The sequence below is a fragment of the Nocardioides humi genome, from assembly GCF_006494775.1.
GTDB classification, from domain to species: Bacteria; Actinomycetota; Actinomycetes; order Propionibacteriales; family Nocardioidaceae; genus Nocardioides; species Nocardioides humi.
Genome location: NZ_CP041146.1, coordinates 797,303 through 814,928, shown reverse-complemented (window position 1 = coordinate 814,928; position 17,626 = coordinate 797,303). Strand labels below are relative to the sequence as shown.

Genomic DNA, 17,626 nt, shown 5'->3' with positions numbered 1-17,626 from the left:
GGAGCCCCCAGTGACCGCCGGCGACCTCTTCCACCGGGTGACCCGGCTGGGCATCGGCGCCCTGGCGGTCCTAGTCCTCACCACGCTCCTCGGGGCGGCCATGGCCACCCAGCCGCCCGCCGCGGCCGCGGCCGAGCCGGCGGCCGCCACGGCGCACATCGCCACGGTCGAGACCGCCGGCCAGTTGCCGGCCCGCAACGTCAAGATGGGCTGCCCCGGCCCCGACGCGCTGTGCGACCTCGGCGGTGACGCCGTCGACTGCGCCAAGGACCCGATCGACTGCGGCAAAGACGCAGCCGGCGGCGTCAAGGACGGAGCTGGCAACCTGATCAACGGCGCCGGGGACGTCCTCGACGGGGCCGCCGGGCTGCTCCCGGACGGCTGCGGCATCCTCGACGCGATCTGCGACGGGGGACTCCCCGGGCTCCCGGGCCTGCCTGGCGTCCCGGGCCTGCCCGGGATCCCCGGCCTCCCGAACGTCGGCGACCTGTTCGGTGGCGGCATCCCGGGCCTCGGCGACATCCCCAACCCGTTCGAGGCGATCGGGGACGTCATCGCCAAGGCCGCGGCCGACGCCTGGACTGCTGCGATGCTCGCGGTCTGGAACTCGGGCCTGTTCGTGCTGCGCATCGTGCTCACGTTCAGCGAGCTGTTCTTGACCCCCGACCTGCGCGCCGACGGACCAGGGAAGGACGTCTACGCCTTCACCCTCTGGCTCGCGCTCGCCCTGGTGGTCATCTTGGCGATGATCCAGCTCGGTGCCGCGGCCTTCAAGCGCGAGGGCAAGGGGCTCGCGCGGGCATTCATCGGCGCCGGCCAGTTCGTCTTGGTCTGCGCCTGCTGGTTCGGCTACTGCGTGATGATCGTCGCCGCGTGCGGCGCCATCACCAAGGCGCTGATGAAGTCGCTGCTCAAGGTGCAGACCTGGCCTGACTGGGACCCCCTGGGCGGCCTCGGCATCGACGACATCACCGACGCCGGCGTGGCCACCGCGCTCGCCTTCCTCGGCATCTTCCTGTGGCTGGCCGCGATCGGGCACGTCCTGGTCTACCTGGCCCGCGCGGCGTCGCTGCTCGTGCTGACCGCCACCGGCCCGCTCTCGGCGGCCGGGCTGGTCTCCGACTTCACCCGCTCCTGGTTCTGGAAGAGCCTGCGGTGGTTCCACGCCGCGGCGTTCACCCCGGTGCTGATGGTGATGGTGCTGGGCATCGGCGTGCAGTTCGCCAACGGCGTCGCCGCCCACCTCGCCGACGACACCGCCAAGGCGTTCGGCACCGCCCTGCCGGCGGTGATGACGATCCTGATCAGCGTCGTCGCGCCGCTGGCCCTGTTCAAGCTCCTGGCCTTCGTCGACCCCGGCACCCCCAGCGGAGCGTCGTTCCGGCAGGGCATGGCCATCCAGGGCGGCCTACAGGGCCTGCTCAGCGGCGGCGGTGCCGGCGGCGGCTCCTCGGCCGCGTCGACCACCGACGGCAACGGCCGCTCCTCGGGGGAGCAGAGCGCCGAGGCCTCGACCGGCGACCGGTTCAACAAGTCCACCCAGGGCGTGCTCGGCAGCTTCGGCCCGGTCGGGCAGGCGCTGTCGACCGGCATGGGCTGGATCAACTCCGCCGGCGCCAAGGCCACCTCCCTGATGTCGGACGAGACCAACCAGGCCGGCGTCGGGCAGAGCACCTACGGCCCCGACTTCAGCAACATGGGCGGCCGCCAGTCCGGTGGCCAGTCGGGTGGCCAGTCCGGCGACCAGAGCAGTGGCACGCACCCCGGCTCCCAGAACAACGGCGACGACGACCCGCCCCCGAACCCGCCCATGCCGCCGGCACCGCCGACTCCGCCGACGCTGCCCACCGGTGGCGCACCGGGCGGCGGCTCGGGTGGCGGCCAGAGCGGTTCCGGAGGAGCCGCAGCGACGCCCAAGACTCCCGCCGCCGGTGGCGGGGGAGCGGCCGGAGGTGCCGGCGGGGCTGGTGCGGCCGCCGGCGGGATCCCGCCGGTGGCGGTGTAGCCGATCGCCACCTGCCCCCAACCCCGAATCGACCTCTACTGACCCGGAAGGAAGCCGACGATGACCATCTACGCCGACTACCAGCGCGACCGCATCGGCTGGTTCTTCGGCCTTTCCGGAGGCCAGCTGATGTTCCTGGCGCTGGCCAGCCTGCCGGCGTTCTGGGCGATCAGTCGCGGAGCGTGGTTCTCCGCGTTCCTGTTCGCGCTCGTCTGGCTGTTCCTGCTGGGCATCACCGTCATCCCGGTCCGGGGCCGCTCGGCCACCGGCTGGGTGTTCGCCTCGAGCATGTACGCCGTTGGCGGGCTGCTCGGCTGGACCTCCTTCCGCGCCAAGGCGGCCCAGGGTCGCGCTGAGGACCTCGACACCCCCGACCTACCCGGGGTGCTGCAGGGCATCAAGATCCACGACGGCCCGCCGCACGGCTCGCAGCTGCAGCGCGTGGGAGTGATCCACGACGACGCCACGAAGACCTGGGCGGTCACCGCCGCGGTCGTCCACCCCGGCATCGGCATGAAGGACACCGAGGAGCGCAGCCGCTACGGCGAGGCGCTGGCCGGGCTGCTCGACGTCGCCGGCCGCACCGAGAAGATCGACGAGATCCTGTTCATGACCCGCACCGTCCCCGAGGACGGTGCCGAGCGCGAGCTGTGGGTCACCAAGCACCGCCGCGGCAACGCGCCGGAGCTGTCCGAGGTCGTCAACAGCGACCTCGCGGTGGGCCTCACCCAGGCGTCGGTGCGCACCGAGCAGTTCGTCACGATCGTCGTCCCGGAGACCCGGATCGCCCGGTCGGCCAAGGAGTCCGGTGGCGGGTTCGAGGGCCGATGCCGCGAGCTCTACCTGCTCATGGCCGAGATCGAGGCCCAGCTCCGCGGCCCGATGGGCATGACGTCGGTCCGCTGGCTCACCTCACCGGAACTCGCCCTGGCGTCCCGGACCGGGTTCGCCCCCGGCGACCGCGCCAGCATCGTCGAGGCCCTCGCCATGCGGGAGAAGGACCCGAACGTGAACGCCGACGTGCCCTGGGCGCTGGCTGGCCCTCGGGCGCCGACGCGACAGTGCGGCACTACAGCCACGACGCGTGGAACTCGATCAGCGCCACCATCAAGCTCCCGACCCGCGGCGTCGCGATGGGCGCACTCGCGCCGATCCTCACCCCCAGCGAGTCGGGGGAGCGGCGCTCGTTCGTCGTCGCCTTCCCGATCGTGTCCCAGTCCAAGGCCGACCGGCAGTCCGGCAACGCCGAGTGGGCCGCGGACCTGGCCGAGGGCATGAACGAGAAGCTCGGCCGCAAGACCCGTGCCAAGCAGCGGGACGAGGCCCACAAGGCCCGCGGCCTGGACGCCAAGCTTGCCCGCGGCAACGCGCTGGTCCGGCCTTACGCGGTCTGCACCGTCACGGTTCCCAAGACGCTGCGAATCACCGAGTTCGGCCGCCGCCTGGACGCCTCGATCCGTCGCGCCGGGTTCGCGCCGCTGCGACTCGACCTCGCCCAGGACGTCGGCTTCGCCGCCTCGACCATCCCCGTCGGGATGAGCCTGACCCGGAGCGGAGACGCCTGATGCCCACCACCACCCGCCGGAACCGTGGCAGCGGCCGCGACATGGCCGCCCTGCTGTCGGACTTCGGCCACGACCTGCCCACGATCCCCACGCTCGCGCCGGAGGCCAAGGAGCCCCGGATCTTCAAGTACGCCCCGCGCCGCGGGGCCGCGCGCCGCGGGCGCGGCTGGGCGCCCGCCTCCGCCCCGGCGCAGGCCTGGCGGATGACCAGCGACCAGGCGCCGGTGTTCTGGCCGTTCGTGTCCGCGCCGGCCCTGCCCCCGACCGGGGCGCAGATGGGCGTCGACCAGCTCTCCGGCGGCTCGTTCTACTGCGACCCATTCGGGTGGGTGCTGCGCGACGACGTGCCGGCGACCAACCCCAACATCTTCCAGTTCGCCAAGCCGGGAAGCGGCAAGTCCGGCACCACCAAGGCGTTCTGCACCCGGATGATGCCGTTCGGCTACCGCACCCTCGTCACCGGCGACGTCAAGGACGAGTACGAGTCGCTGTGCCGCGCGCTCGGTGTCGAGCCCTTCGTCATCGCCCCCGGCTTCTGGGCCCGGGTCAACCCGCTGTCCATGGGGCCGCTCGGCGACGCGTGGGAGAAGCTCTCGGCTGAGGAGGCGCAGCGCCGCGCCACCATCATCTTCAAGCGGTGGCTGGTCCTGGTCCGCGGCCTGGTCGGCTCCATGAAGATCGACGACGAGCGGCGGGTGCCCTTCGGCCCCGACGAGTCCGACGTCGTCCGCAACGCACTGGCGATCCTCACCGGGTACGCCGCCGGCAACACGGTGCTGCAGGAGACGACCATCCCGCGGCTGTGGGACCTGCTCCGCAACCCCACCGAGGAGCTCGTCCGGGCCTGCGAGTACGCGAACCCCCGCGTGTTCCTCGACGAGACCCGGCTGCTGCGCAACGCGCTCGGCGAGCTGGTCACCGGCACCCTGGCCGGCCTCTTCGACGACTTCACCAACATCGAGGTCGACTGGCGCGCCCCGATCCAGTCGTTCAGCCTCTCCCGGCTCGACGGCCTGGGCGACGAGGCCGTGGGCATCGCGCTGCTGTGCATGAACTCCTGGGGCCGCGGCCTGCGGGAGATCGCCGAGCCGGGCGACCTGCGCATCGTCGTGCGCGACGAGGTCTGGAAGCAGATGCGTCTCGGCACCGCCGCGGTGGCGAGCTTCGACGCCGACCTGCGGCTCTCCCGCGGTATGGCCGGCAAGGGCGGCGACATCCAGTTCTGCAACCTCCACAAGCCCTCCGACCTGCTCTCCGTCGGCGACGCCGACTCCCAGGCCGCGATGATCGCCAAGGACCTCCTCGAGCTGGCCGACATCAAGATCCTCGGCGCCCAGAAGCCCCGTGTCGCCCGCGAGCTCGACTCGATGCTCGGGCTCGGCCCGATCGCCCAGGACCTCGTCTCCGGGTGGGCGATGCAGGACAAGGGCCGCGCGCTGTGGTGCATCGGTGATGCCACCTACAAGGTCCAGACGGTGCTCCACCCGCTGGAGAAGAAGCTCTACTACACCAACGAGGCCATCGAGGCCGCAGGTTAGAAGTTCGCATGAAATTTGACGGTTTTGACGCGAACCTGAGCATTCACGGGGCTCAGAGCGTACGTGGGAGCTCAGGTTCGGGGAACCTGCGCGGCCTTCTGCTCGGCGGTGGCGCTCTGTTCCGATCGGTGTTCGGCGGGGTCGCTGCAGCAGTCGTCGACGCCGTTCTGGACGGGGGTCGCCTCGAGGGGGTTCTCGCTGGCCGGGGTGGGGCCGCAGGCGCATCCTTCGCCGCGCCAGGCCTCCAGCCCCTCTCGGACGGCGACAGCGGCGATCACCAGGACGGCGATGGGGTCGGCCCAGGACCAACCGAGTGTGGCGTTGAGAAGCAGGCCGGCCAGAAGCACGGCGGACAGGTGGGACCGACCGGGGTAAATCCGGACCTAGGTACAAGTTACAAGCGTTCGGACTCGTCGGGGTCGGTGGTTCGGGTCAGGGCCGCCCGAAACTGGTCGGCTGAGGGTGCGGGCACGATCTGGTTGTTCTCGTCGCGGTACAGCCGGCAGGCGATGCTGCATTCGCCAGACGTGCCCAGGGCGAACGGGTCGACGCCGTTGATCAGCAAGGTTGGCGAGCCCGTCATGCCCCGGGCGGCTGCCTCGGCGTCAGTGGTGACCTCGCGCGTTGTGGCTGGGATGTCGGTGACCTCGCGGAGTCGATCCAGCATCGGTATCAGGTTCGGGCAGTCGGGAACATGCAGGACCTCGATGGTCACCGCGGGCTGTCTATTCGAGCTAGTCATGATCCGCTCCGGGTCGTTGGTGTGGTGTCGGTTTCGCGATCGCGTCCAGCAAGGCACAAGCCCGGTCGGCCGCCGGGAGTTCGCAGGTGGCGATCAGGTCGGTCAGGGAGTCGTGCATCCGTTGCAGGTCCACGATCCGTGTCTCGAGGTCGGCCCGCCGGGATTGAGCGAGTTCTCGGGCTGCGTCACAGCTGTCGGGCCCGCCGGCGTTGAGGTGCAGCAGTTCTTCGACCTCGTCCAGGGTGAAGCCGAGTTCTTGGGCGCGCTTGATGAACCGCAGCAGTTCGACAGCCGCGGGCGGGTAGTCGCGGTAGCCACCGGGAGTCCGTGGTGGCGGCTGCAGCAGGCCGCGGCGCTCGTAGTAGCGCAGCGTCTCGGTGTTCACGCTGGCGCGCTGGGCCAGCTCACTGGATCGCATGACCCCATCCTGAACCCTGGACCTAGGTACGGAGTCAAGGTCCCTGGCCCAGTTGTCACGGCCCGAGCGGGAAAGGCACGGAGGCAATGATCTTGTTTGACGACATCACTCCGTCGCTGCTGCGCTCAACCTCGGCTCGGTTCACCGTCGACGGTGAGGTCGGGATGCTCGATGGTCTTGAGGTATCGGGTGGCGCCTTCGACGCTGAGGCCGAAGAGGTCGCAGATGCGGCGGATGTCGCCGCCGGTGGCGTGGATCTCGTGCAGGATGCGGTCTTCGCGCAGTGCTTGGGGGCGCAGCGTGATGCCACGCCAGGGGAAGCTGTGGCCGACCGGGACCAGCCGTGGGGCGGTGCGTCTGCTGACCAGCAGGTGGGGGTTGATGCAGCCGGGCCAGCGCTGGTTGCGGTGGTCGAGCCAGGCCGTCAGCCGGGTCCGGACTGGGGCCGCGAGCGGGATGACGCGATCGCCGATGGTGAGCCGTCCGTCGATGATGTCGGTCAGCCTCACGGCCCGCAGTTGCTTGCCGCTCAGGGCATGGAAGGCGACCAGGGCCACCGCGAGCGCGACGACGGGGTCGGGGTGGTTGAGCTCGGCGCGGATCACGGCGGGGTCGAGCGCGAGTGGAGTCGTCCGGGCGAGCGGGGTGTGCTTCATGCCGCGCATCGGGTTGGCGAAGATCAGGCGCTGGCCCTTGAGGGTCTTGAACAGCGACCTGCACGCGAGTTCGGCTGCGTGGCGTCGACCGGGTGGCAGCGACGCCAGCGCGTTCACGATGTCGGCGCGCGTGACCTGGGCGAAGGAGTGGTAGCCAGCAGCGACCCAGGTGTTGACCACGGTGACCAGGCCGAGGATCTGGACGCGGACTGTCTGGGAGTCGCGGGGCACCTGCCGCGGGGTCAGTTCGGAGCCTTCGAGCATGACGTGGAGCCACAGCTCGAGGTGCTCGCGCATCACTGGTGGCAGCCCGGCGGCGCGTTTGGCGAAGTAGAGCTCGACGCGGCTGGGCCGGTCCTCGATGAGCAGTCCTGCTTCGTCGAGGACGTCGATGGTGGAGATGATGTTGCCGTCGTAGCGCGGCAGCTGCATCACGTCGCTGGCACGGATCTTGGCCGTGGGGTTCTCGCGCAGGGTCTGCAGCAGCCGCAGGGACCTCGTCACGTCGTTGCGCTGGCGCACCGACCAGCCGTAGCGCTCGGCGTGCTGGTCGACGATCGCGGCGCACAAGCGGGTGAGCTCGCTGTCTTCGATCAGGACCCGTCGGCGCACGGCTTCGGGGTCGGGTGTCATGTCGAACAGGGCGAGCTGGATCGAGGTCTCGTCGTCGAAGCCGGTCCCGCGGGGTAGGGCAGCTGGTTCTTGTAGCGGCTTCTCCAGGGCTCCTCGCCGGTGCGCACGCTCGCCGTGGCCGCCTTGCGTGCCCGTGGCCCGGGTCGCAGGCTGGGCTCGGGCGCGAGGCGCGGCGTGACGCGCTTCTTGAACAGCATGTTGGCCAAGAACAGTTGTTGGCTGTGCCGGTTGGCGCCGGCGTAGTCGAGGGCCCGTCCGGGCTCCTGGGTCATCTGGGCCTGCTCGACGCACAGCCGGCAGGCGCCCGACAGTCCGACGGGAATGTGTCGGCTGCAGTAGTCGCAGACGCCTTCGGGGTAGTGGGTGCGCCACCAGCGGCAGGGTCCGCAGGTCCAGTTGAGGCGCGGGTAGACGCCCCACGCCAGGCAGCCCTTGCAGGCCCCGGGCCGTTGCGGGCTGCGGGGGTGGCACAGGCTGCACAGGCCTTGGCTGAAGTAGTCCTTGGTCGTCCCGCACCAGCGGCACGGCGGCGTGGGGAACGGGCCGCCGGGCAAGCACTCGTAGCAGACGTCGACCCGCGGAGCCGTCCACGCGACGGGGTTGGCCTGACACCGGTTGCACCGCGGCGGCAGCCGCAACGGTGCCTCAGGTCCTGGTCCCGGCATGCAGTTCTTGTCCCGTGCGTACTCGTCGAGCTCGCCGTGGTCTACAGCGGCGGGATCGAACGCGGCTGGCCGAACCGCGGACTGACCACCGGGCCGTTCCCGCCGCCGTTCGGGTTGTCATCGCCGTTCCCGTTGCCCCCGTTGGCGGCCTCGGCGTCGCGGGCACGGCGGGCGGCGACCTTGTCCGGCTCGGGGGTCATCAGGTCGTTGGGGGTGCACTCGAGCACCGCGCACAGCACGTCGAGCTCCTCCAGGCGCATGGTCGGCGGGGTGCCCGCCCACCACGACGACATCTTCCCGGCGCTAATCTCCAGGCCGGCATCGGCCAGCATGCGCCGTAGTTCCGCTGACTTCCAGATCCCTCGCTCGGCGGCCCGAAGCCGCAGGCTCCACTGCATCTTGATCCTCTCCTTTCATCGCGGGAAGTCAGTCGGTCCGGAGTCCCAGACGGGCTTCAACACGGTCGTTGGCGGTGTTCCACGCGTGCACGATGTGCTCGCTGCGCACGTGGATGTAGCCCGAGGTGGTGGCCAGCCACTGGTGGCCCAGCAGCTCCTGGATCGCCTTGATGTCCATGCCGACGGCGTACAGCGACGAGGCGCAGTAGTGCCGCAGCACGTGGGGCGTCATCCGGTCCGACCAGGCCGGCAGCCACTGATCGACGTGGATCGCCAGGCCGCGGCGCAGTGCGTTGCTGCCCACGCGGCCACAACGCCCCAGGTCACGATCGAACCGCTCCGAGGGAAGCATCGGCGCGTCCGGGTTGTCCCAGTCCTGACCGTACTGGTGGCGGACCTCGGCCAGCCACCAGTCGATCAGCTGGTCCGCGCCGTTGATCGCCGGCACCAGCCGCGGCTTGTGCCCGCGCCCCCGGCTGCCCTTGCCGAACCGGACGTGGAGCTTGCCGAACTCGCCCAGATCGGGACGCCAGTCGCGGATGTCGAGCATGACGGTCTCGTTGATCCGCAGCCCCAGCCGACGCCACAGCGAGGCGGCGAAGTAGTCGCGGGCCGCGGGCAAGTACTTGCGGGCCTGCGGGATCGAGCCGCGCCACGCGGTGAACAGCGAGTCGATCTCCTCATCCGAGGGCGGGACGCGGACCTTGGCCAGCGACGCCCCCGACTGGCGGTTGAACTCGTCGATCGGCTGCTCGACCAGCACGCCGGTCGCACGGCGGATCGTGCCCTCGTAGCGGGCCAGCACGAACTCGTAGAACAGCGACAAGGTCCCGGCCTTGCCGGCCCTGGTGGCCACGCTGTGGCCCAGCCGGCGCTGATCAGCCAGGAATGCGTCAGCGTCCGCGCAGGTCGCCTCCCACAGCGGCTTGGTCAGCGATCGGGCGAACTCGATCACCACCGAGCGGGTCGCTCGAATGTGCCCGTCACTCAGGCCGGCCGCCGACATCGCCAGCGCGTACTGGTCCACGAGCTCCTGCTCGAAGTCCTCGGCCGCCTGCGCACTCGACAGCACCAGATCCCCGGCACTGCCACCAGGCAGCGCCACCAGACCCATCAGATACCGACTTCACAGGAGCCGAGCATGCGTCGATGCTACACCGAAACCGTCAGTCACAGTGACGACCAATCACTTCAAGTCCAAGGAGGCAGGGAACCCACGTCACCTGCACAAACGCGGATCCAGACCTCCAATGCCGCCGATCGAACCTAAGCGCCTAGAGACAGCCGGCTGAGGCGCTCGGGACTGACCTGTCGTGAAGAAGCTTCTGCTCGCCGGACTGCCGGTCCTGATCATCTTCATGGGCCTGCCGCTGCTGGTCTCCCTGATGGTGGTCATGAGCACGACCGCGGCCGCGGAGTGCCGCACCCAGACCAACCAGACCGCCCCCACCGAGCTCGGGGACCTCGGCGTCATCGACGGGCCCGTGGGCGGCCCGGTCAAGGGCAAGGTCACCCTGGCGCAGGCCAACATCCCGCGCCGGTCCGGCCTGGACGGCTTCCGCGCGTCCATGCCCAAGGTCCTCTCGACCAACCCCGACTTCGTCACCCTCAACGAGGCCAGCGGGTGGAGCCTGGCACAGGTCGAGGCCGCCGCCCCCGGCTTCGGCGCGTTTCGGGTCTCCGACCACACCGGCGACAACAACTCCATGGGCAACGTCGTGCTCTGGAAGCGCGACACCTGGTCCAAGGCCAACGGCGGCCGGGTCACCCTCGTCGTCGACGACAACACCTACTACCAGGGCCGGGCGGTCACCTGGGACCGGTTCGCCACGTGGGTGATCCTCGAGCGCGCCGACGGCGCCGTGGTCTCGGTCATCTCCACCCACCACATGACCAACCCGCACAAGTACCCCCGGCAGCACGGGAACCCGCCGCTGACCCGGCCCCAGCAGTACGGCGCCGGCATGGACATCCTGCTGCAGCTGCGCAACTCGCTGGCCACCCACGGCCCGGTGCTCATCGGCGGCGACATGAACACCCACGCCTCCTACACCAACCTGCCGTGGGCGGCGGCCGCGAAGATGAAGGCCGCCGGCTACGGCTGGCACAACCACGCGGTCGACTTCGTCTTCTTCCCCCAGCACCAGGGCGTGCGCCTCGAGCGGGGATGGTCCGGAACGATGGTCTCCGACCACCACTGGATCTCCGCCCGCCTCTCCATGAACGGCGCCGGCCCCGAGAGCGCGCCCACGACCGCGGCCACCAGCGACGGCGTGGTGAACGCCGCCCACACCACGAAGACGGCGGCCGAGCCGCCATCCGGGGACGTGCTCGCCCAGCTGATGCGTCTGCGGTTCGCCTCCAGCTACCCGACCATGACCGCCGAGCAAGCCCGCAACGCGATCACCATCGCCCAGGTCGCCCGCGACCTCCTGGTGCCCCGCCGCGGGCTGCAGATCGCCATCGCCACCGCGATCCAGGAGTCCAAGCTGGTCAACCTCACCGGCGGCGACCGCGACTCCGGCGGCCTGTTCCAGCAGCGCCCCTCTCAGGGCTGGGGCAGCCGTGCCGAGGTCACCAACCCGGTCCTCGCGGCGCGGGCCTTCTTCGGCGAAGCCCAGCACACCGGCAACCCCGGCCTGCTCGACATCCCAGGCTGGCAGAAGATGCCGCTGACCCAGGCCGCCCAGGCCGTTCAGCGCTCCGGCTACCCCGACGCCTACGCCCAGTGGGAGGACGTCGCCGGCGACATCACCGATCTGCTCGGCGGCGACCTGCCCGACCTTCCCGACGACGGCTCCACCACGAACGTGGCCAATTGCCAGGGCGAGACCGTCAACCCGGTCACCGTCGGCACCCTCAACCTGCTCGGCGCCGGCCACACCGACAAGGCAGGGGAGCGGCCCGGCTACGACACCTGGGACAAGCGACTCCCCGGGGCCATGCGCACGATCGAGAACGCAGGCGTCACGATCGCCGGCCTCCAGGAGGTGCACGGCCCGCAGGCCAAGGCGCTGGAGAACCAATACGCGGCCAAGTGGGGGATCTATCCGGCCAGCGGGAAGGCGCAGAACCGGGTCATCTGGGACCGCAACGAGTGGAAGCAGACCGACGGCCGCCTCGTCGACATCCCCTACTTCGGCGGCAAGGACGTCGGCATGCCCTTGGTGCAGCTGACGTCGACGACCACCGGCCAGGTCATCTGGGTGTGGAGCATCCACAACCCGGCCGACACCCACGGGAACGCCGCCGGGCACCGCAAGGAGGCGCTGCGCCGCCAGCTGGCCACCATGACCGACCTCGTCGGGACCGGCACCCCGGCGGTGATCCTGGGCGACTTCAACGACGGCAAGGACGGCAACAACTCCTCACACTGTGTGCTCACCCCCGAGCTCACCAACGCCTTCGGTGGATCGGCAGAGCCCTGCAAGAAGCCCAAGAAGGACGCGCCGATCGACCACATCTACGGGGCCAACCTCACCTGGGCCAGCGCCGAGGTCGACAACAGCACGCAGGCCAGCAAGATCGCCGACCACCCGCTGGTGGTCGCCACCACTGCCGGCAGCAGCGCGGGCTGCGCGGTCGCGCAGGCGACCAACTACAACCTCGGCCCGGTCAAGCCGCAGCTGACGCAGCTGGTCAACATCCTCGGCCCGATGTTCGACATCAAGACCGTCGGCGGCTACCGCGAGAGCGCCACCGACCCCAACGGCCACCCGGCCGGGCTCGCGGCCGACTTCATGGTCCCGCTCACGCCCGCCGGCAAGGCCCAAGGCGACGCGCTCGTGGCCTATGCCCAGGCCCACGCGCGCGAGCTCGGGATCGACTACATCATCTGGTACCAGCGCATCTGGTCGGTCGCGCGCGCCGACGAGGGCTGGCGGCGGATGGAGGACCGGGGCTCGGCCACCGCCAACCACATGGACCACCCGCACATCAACGTGCTGCCCGACGCCAAGGTCACCCCGATCGGTCTCGACGGCGCGTCCTGCGACGAGGTGGTCTACCCGGTTCCCGCGCAGTACATCGGCACCGACAACCACAACTGGCACGAGACCGGGCCCTACTGGTCCAACTGGCACACCGGGACCGACTTCTCCGCGCCCTGCGGCACGACCGTCTACGCCGCGCACGCCGGCACCATCGAGATCGACAGCAGCCAGGGCTGGGCCGGTCCTCAGCTGGTCAAGGTCACCACCGGCGCCGGGTCGCTGACGACCTGGTACGCGCACATGCAGAGCGTCAGCGTCAGCCGCGGCCAGACGGTCGCCGCCGGCGAGCCGATCGGCCAGGTCGGCAAGGAGGGCAACGTCTCCGGGTGTCACCTTCACTTCGAGGTCCACCTCAAGAACGGCTCGATCTACGGCCCCGACAACGTCGACCCCTCGACCTGGCTGGCGGAGAACGCCTCAAAGCCGACCCGCTCCGTCTGATCGCTGCCGGGCGCTCCCGGCACATAGGTGACCAGCCAGAACTTTCGACCACGAGGTGAATCCATGCAGAGAGAGCGCCGACGCGACCCGTACCCCTGGACCTGGGAGATCCCCGTCGCCGTCGCCCTGGCGACGCTGTTCGTCGTCGTCATCGGCATCCAGCTCGGCCGATCGGTCGCGAACCTGCTCGCCGGTGCCGGGTGGACCTGGCCGGACGCCAACGCCGGCGCGTTCCCCTCACCGATCGGGACCGCCTTCTGGACCAGCCTCCCCGGCGTGCTCGGCGGCCACGCCGACGCCGGACTACCCGCACCCACCCCCGACGGACTGGCTGGTCGCGGTCTGGTGTGGGCCAGCCTCGCGCTCACCGAAGCCGCCCTGCTGACCGCCACGATCTGGGTCGGCGTGTGGGCCTACCAGCGCTGGGGCCCGGGACGCATGCGCGGCATGGCCACCGCCGCCGAGGCCGAGAAGCTGCTGGGCGTCACCCGGCTGCGCAAGGTCGCCGGCATCGTCCGGCCTGACCTCTACGGCAAGCACACCACCGCCACGACGGCACCCGTCCAGCGCGCCGCCGGCGACCTCACCGAACAAGCCGGGCCGCAGCTGGGCCACGGGCTCAGCCCGTGGCTCCTGGACGGCCGCCGCACGAAGGAGGAGCGATGAAGCTGAGGTTCAACCCGCTGGACGTGGGCTGGCGCATCGGCGACGCACACGAGCCGCGCGGCGGCGAGCTGTGGGTGCCGTGGGACCGCACCGCCGGCGTGATCGGCCCACAGGGCTCCGGCAAGACCCTCGACCTGCTCACCCCGGCGCTGCTCGGCGCCCCGGGCGCTGCCCTGGTGACCCTGACGAAGGTCGAGGACCTGCTACTCAGCCTCACCGAACGCTCCCGCGACGACCGGCCGTGCGTGGTGCTCGACCCGTTCGGTCTGGCCGAGGGCGTCGTCGACGAGCTGATCTGGGATCCGATCGCCGGCTGCGTGGACCCGAAGGTCGCCGAGCGGCGAGCCAAGGCCTTCACCGCCGGCACGGTCAAGGGCGCGATCACCGGCGGCACCGGCGACGACGCCGCCCGGTTCTACGCCGCGGAGTCCGCGAAGGTGCTGCAGGGCTACTTCCACGCCGCGGCGCTGACCGGGAAGACCCTCGAGGATGTGCTGCAGTGGGTCGCGAACCCGACCGCGGCCACCCAGCCGATGGAGATCCTGCGCCGGCACCCGCACGCCGAGCCGTTCTGGCACGGCCTGCTGCACGGGGCGCTCAACGGTGACGACCGCACCGCCGGCAACACCGTCACCACGGTGCAGCAGGCGGTGTCGCTGTTCTTCCAGGCCGACATCCGCCGCCGCTGCGTACCCAGCCACGGGCACCCGGCCACCGACCTGGCCGACGTGATCCGCCGCCGCGGCACCATCTACCTGCTGGGCCGCGAAGACCCCTACGCCTCGGCCAGCCCGCTCATGACCGCGGTGGCCGAGCACGTCCTGGACACCGGGCTGCTGCTGGCCAACAACTCCCCGTGGGGTGGCCGGCTGTGTCCGCCGCTGGTCTCGGTGCTCGACGAGCTGCCGTCGACCGCGCCGCTGCCGACCCTGCGGACCCGCATGGCCAACGAGCGTGCCCTGGGGCTGTCGTTCATCTGGGCCGCCCAGACCCGGCCCCAGCTGACGAGTATCTTCGGCGAGCACGAGGCCCGGGCGCTGCTCGGCCTCACCAACACCCTGGTGATGTTCGGCGGATCCAAGGACGTCGCGTTCAACCAGGAGATCTCCGACCTGCTCGGAACGGTGCGCATCGGTCGGGTCACCCACTCGATAGGCGGGTTCAACGGCGGTAGTCGCAACTTCTCCGGCGACGACATCCCGATCATGCGGCCAGAGGAGGTCCGCCAGCTCCCCGAGCGGCGAGCCCTGGTGATCGCCGAGAACGGCAAGCCGATCATCGCCAAGCTGCACCGCTGCGTGGAGGGCAATGCCGGCGAGAAGCTGCTGGCCGACCAGCGGGCGCTGCGGGCGCGGTTGACCAACGACCGCCGCATGGTCATCACCCCCGAAGCCCGGGCGACCGCTGCCCTCGTCGAGGCGCGCCGCCTCGGCTTCGTCGACGACGAGACCGACTCGACAAGGAGTGAGCTGTGACGACCGAGCAGGCCCGACGGGCCGCACCCACCCCGATGGTCTACGCGTTCCCTGTGCCGGGGGAGCACGTCCGGCTGGCCTACCGCGAGCTCCACATCGCCATCAACGGCACCGAGGAGCAGAAGAAGGCCCTGGGCAACCACGCCCTGCTGCCACGGCCATGGGAGCCGGCCACGTGCCTGGACCCCGAGCTGCGCCACCAGCTGTGGGAGTGGCTCGAGGACGTCGTGATCTGGCTCAATCGCGAGTACACCTGGGACGTCTCCGGGCTCATCCCCAGCTGCTGGCCCGTGCACCCGCACCTGGTCCACGAGATCGCGGTCCTGGCCGACCAGCGCCGCCGCGCCGGACTTGCGATGACCAGCGACGCCCTCGAGGAGTGGCACCGCTACTGCCTGCCGGCGTTCGCCGACCGCATGCGCAACCGGCTGCGGACCCACTGCGACGACGAGCACAAGAGCTGGCCGGCCAGGCCGCGGCACAACGAGCACCTGGGCGAGGCCAGTACCCAGCGGCGTGAGAACGCCTTCGCCCACGACGTCGACGCGCTGCCCGTCAACCGACGCGCCTACGAGCAGTCCGAGCCGCCTGGTCGACCGCGCCTGGTCGAGGTCGACCTGGACACCGGCGAGATCAAGGAAGACCCGCTCGGTGCGCAGCCGCGCACCCGAACTGAGAAGGGACCGAGGGAATGACAGAGGCGACGATGCTGATGAAGGAGCGGTCGGAGGCCATCGGTCGCGCACAGCGTGCACTCAAGGCCCTCGGCGAGCACCCGCGCTCGAGCAAGAAGGAGCTCGGGCACGCGCGCGAGCACCTCAACGCCTGCTACTCCCACGGCTCCGGCGAGTACGTGTGGAACGCCGTGGCGCAGGTCGAGGCGATGGCCGAGCGTCGCTACGGCGTCCCCAGCAGCGAGGAGCACCGGCAGCTGGTCGACGCGGCCGGCGACCTCGAGGAGCCTGCGACAGCCGCCCGGGGCCGCGCGGCCGAGGACCGTGCCGTCTCGCCGGCGACGTCGGCGCCCGATGTGGGACTCGCTCCCACCGCGTCGAGATGACGCCGAAGGCCCCGCTCGATGCGCGAATCGGGCTCAGAACGCCGCTGAGCGACCGGAAACCGGGTCTGATGGGCACCGCGGCACGGCCGCGTTGTGTCAGAGCGATTCTGAGCGATCCCGACGCCGCGGCCAGCAAGGCGTAGACCATGTCCGACCCGGCGGCCAACGCGCTCCTCATCATTGTGGCGATCGCCTACCTGGGCGGCGCAGTCGTGGTGGTCGCGGCGCTGGCCAAGGTCCTGGCCACCTGGTGGCAGGGCTGGCGCACCCGCCGTGCCGCCGAGCCGGTCGACCAGGCACTGCAACAGCGGGCCGCCGCAGCGATGGCGGCCGTCGCTGAGCGCGCGAAGGTGGCAGCGCCCGCCACCGACGTCGTCGCGATCCTCGGTGCGCCCACCGGTGATGCCGATCGCGGCGTGGGTGACGGCGGACTGGCCGTGACCCGCTTCCGCGCAGGACACCCGGCCACCGTGGTGTTCGCGCAGGTCGCACTCGCCGGGCTCAGCTGCGCCGCGGTAGAGAGCCTGGCTGCGCACGAGCTCGCCCACGTCATCCGACGTGACCGGACCTCGACCGCGTCGCGCTACGCGTGGGTGCTCGGCTACCTGGTGCTCGTGCTCACCGGCGCCGGCCTCACCGTCACCGCGGCCGTGGCCGCGCCGCAGCTGGCCGGTCCGGCGATGCTGGCCACGATGACTGCCGCCGTGGCGTTCCTCGGCCTGCGGGTCGCCTTCGATCGCCGGGAGGAGATCGCGGCCGATCTGTTCGCCATCAGCCTGACGCGCGACCTGGACGCAGCAGCCGAGCTGATGCGGTTCTACGAGGACAACGTCGTCCGGCCGCTGCCTGCTGGCGTGCTCGGCCGCGCGCGGGCGCACCTCGAGCGGCGCTGGTTCGCCACCCACCCTGAGCCGCAGGCACGGCTGGCCGCCATGCGACGGCACCTGGTCGACCAGGCGGCCGACTAGTCCCCGACGTCGCCGGCGTGATCGGCCACGGCCAGCGACCTCGGCTCGGTGCTGTAGGTCAGCACTCCCTCACGCGCGAGCGTCCGGATGATCCGCTCCCGCAACGCCGGCGGCCAGCCCAGCGCATCACCGAGCTCGGTCCAGGTCGGTCCGGCCCCGGTGCGTTCCCACACGCCGGCGACGTAGGCCGTGGCCCGGGCGGCGTCGCGCTGGACGGCGGTCGTTGCAGTGGCTGCGGCCTCCGCGCGGGCCTGCTGCTGCTTTCGCCAGGCCGCCTCGAAGACGTCCAGTGCGGGGGCGGACCAACCAGGTGACTGAGCGGTCAGATGCACTGCCAACCGGTGCCGAGGCAGACCCGGGCGCCCCGCGGCGCTCACCAGGTCGACGTAGGTGTCCACCAGCTC

General features: G+C 70.8%; 16 protein-coding genes and 1 pseudogene. 9 read left to right on the top strand and 8 right to left on the bottom strand.

The window, feature by feature from the left end; translation table 11 throughout:
- Positions 1 to 10: 10 nt before the first annotated feature.
- The 3 genes and pseudogenes from FIV44_RS03975 to FIV44_RS03965 all read left to right on the top strand — a co-directional run bounded on the left by FIV44_RS03975 (position 11) and on the right by FIV44_RS03965 (position 5,108).
- Positions 11 to 2,005, top strand: a complete 1,995-nt coding sequence (locus tag FIV44_RS03975) for a type IV secretion system protein (RefSeq protein ID WP_141003349.1) — start codon at positions 11 to 13, stop codon at positions 2,003 to 2,005.
- Between the two features lie 60 nt (positions 2,006 to 2,065).
- A pseudogene (locus tag FIV44_RS33860) lies at positions 2,066 to 3,570 on the top strand (SCO6880 family protein).
- Entirely contained in the window at positions 3,570 to 5,108 is a 1,539-nt protein-coding gene (locus FIV44_RS03965) for an ATP-binding protein (RefSeq protein ID WP_141003348.1), read from the top strand. The pseudogene FIV44_RS33860 and the gene FIV44_RS03965 overlap by 1 nt, the downstream one beginning before the upstream one ends.
- Before the next feature lie 71 nt (positions 5,109 to 5,179).
- Here the strand turns inward: FIV44_RS03965 and FIV44_RS31065 are convergent, their stop codons facing one another.
- From FIV44_RS31065 to FIV44_RS03935, 7 genes are all read right to left on the bottom strand, one after another.
- Positions 5,180 to 5,455, bottom strand: a complete 276-nt coding sequence (locus tag FIV44_RS31065) for a hypothetical protein (RefSeq protein ID WP_219996268.1) — start codon at positions 5,453 to 5,455, stop codon at positions 5,180 to 5,182.
- A 47-nt stretch (positions 5,456 to 5,502) separates the two neighbouring features.
- Positions 5,503 to 5,823, bottom strand: a complete 321-nt coding sequence (locus FIV44_RS03955) for a hypothetical protein (RefSeq protein ID WP_141003262.1) — start codon at positions 5,821 to 5,823, stop codon at positions 5,503 to 5,505.
- Between the two features lie 19 nt (positions 5,824 to 5,842).
- Positions 5,843 to 6,268: a MerR family transcriptional regulator gene (locus FIV44_RS03950; protein WP_136562087.1), complete on the bottom strand. Its 426-nt coding sequence runs from the start codon at positions 6,266 to 6,268 to the stop codon at positions 5,843 to 5,845.
- Between the two features lie 125 nt (positions 6,269 to 6,393).
- On the bottom strand, positions 6,394 to 7,536 hold the full coding sequence (locus tag FIV44_RS03945; protein ID WP_219996282.1) for a hypothetical protein: 1,143 nt from the start codon (positions 7,534 to 7,536) through the stop codon (positions 6,394 to 6,396).
- A gap of 17 nt (positions 7,537 to 7,553) precedes the next feature.
- Positions 7,554 to 8,111: a hypothetical protein gene (locus FIV44_RS31060; RefSeq protein ID WP_219996281.1), complete on the bottom strand. Its 558-nt coding sequence runs from the start codon at positions 8,109 to 8,111 to the stop codon at positions 7,554 to 7,556.
- 152 nt (positions 8,112 to 8,263) lie between these two features.
- The gene (locus tag FIV44_RS03940) at positions 8,264 to 8,554 is read right to left on the bottom strand and encodes a helix-turn-helix domain-containing protein (RefSeq protein ID WP_246086783.1); all 291 of its coding nucleotides are present in this window, start codon (positions 8,552 to 8,554) and stop codon (positions 8,264 to 8,266) included.
- Between the two features lie 94 nt (positions 8,555 to 8,648).
- Positions 8,649 to 9,725, bottom strand: coding sequence for a tyrosine-type recombinase/integrase (locus FIV44_RS03935; protein WP_238694809.1), 1,077 nt, complete (start codon positions 9,723 to 9,725; stop codon positions 8,649 to 8,651).
- Between the two features lie 208 nt (positions 9,726 to 9,933).
- On the opposite strand from FIV44_RS03935, the gene FIV44_RS03930 reads away from it, so the two are divergent.
- From FIV44_RS03930 to FIV44_RS03905, 6 genes are all read left to right on the top strand, one after another.
- On the top strand, positions 9,934 to 13,053 hold the full coding sequence (locus tag FIV44_RS03930) for a VldE C-terminal domain-containing protein (RefSeq protein WP_141003347.1): 3,120 nt from the start codon (positions 9,934 to 9,936) through the stop codon (positions 13,051 to 13,053).
- 63 nt (positions 13,054 to 13,116) lie between these two features.
- Positions 13,117 to 13,719: a hypothetical protein gene (locus FIV44_RS03925; RefSeq protein WP_141003346.1), complete on the top strand. Its 603-nt coding sequence runs from the start codon at positions 13,117 to 13,119 to the stop codon at positions 13,717 to 13,719.
- Positions 13,716 to 15,194, top strand: coding sequence for a type IV secretory system conjugative DNA transfer family protein (locus tag FIV44_RS03920; RefSeq protein WP_141003345.1), 1,479 nt, complete (start codon positions 13,716 to 13,718; stop codon positions 15,192 to 15,194). The genes FIV44_RS03925 and FIV44_RS03920 overlap by 4 nt, the downstream gene beginning before the upstream one ends.
- Entirely contained in the window at positions 15,191 to 15,889 is a 699-nt protein-coding gene (locus tag FIV44_RS03915) for a hypothetical protein (RefSeq protein WP_246086798.1), read from the top strand. Before FIV44_RS03920 ends, FIV44_RS03915 begins: the two co-directional genes overlap by 4 nt.
- On the top strand, positions 15,886 to 16,254 hold the full coding sequence (locus FIV44_RS03910; protein WP_141003344.1) for a hypothetical protein: 369 nt from the start codon (positions 15,886 to 15,888) through the stop codon (positions 16,252 to 16,254). Before FIV44_RS03915 ends, FIV44_RS03910 begins: the two co-directional genes overlap by 4 nt.
- A gap of 146 nt (positions 16,255 to 16,400) precedes the next feature.
- Positions 16,401 to 17,222, top strand: a complete 822-nt coding sequence (locus FIV44_RS03905) for a M48 family metalloprotease (protein WP_141003343.1) — start codon at positions 16,401 to 16,403, stop codon at positions 17,220 to 17,222.
- On the opposite strand, the gene FIV44_RS03900 is transcribed toward FIV44_RS03905, so the two are convergent.
- The gene (locus tag FIV44_RS03900) at positions 17,219 to 17,554 is read right to left on the bottom strand and encodes a hypothetical protein (protein WP_141003342.1); all 336 of its coding nucleotides are present in this window, start codon (positions 17,552 to 17,554) and stop codon (positions 17,219 to 17,221) included. The two genes, FIV44_RS03905 and FIV44_RS03900, sit on opposite strands and share 4 nt — an antisense overlap.
- Positions 17,555 to 17,626 lie beyond the last annotated feature (72 nt).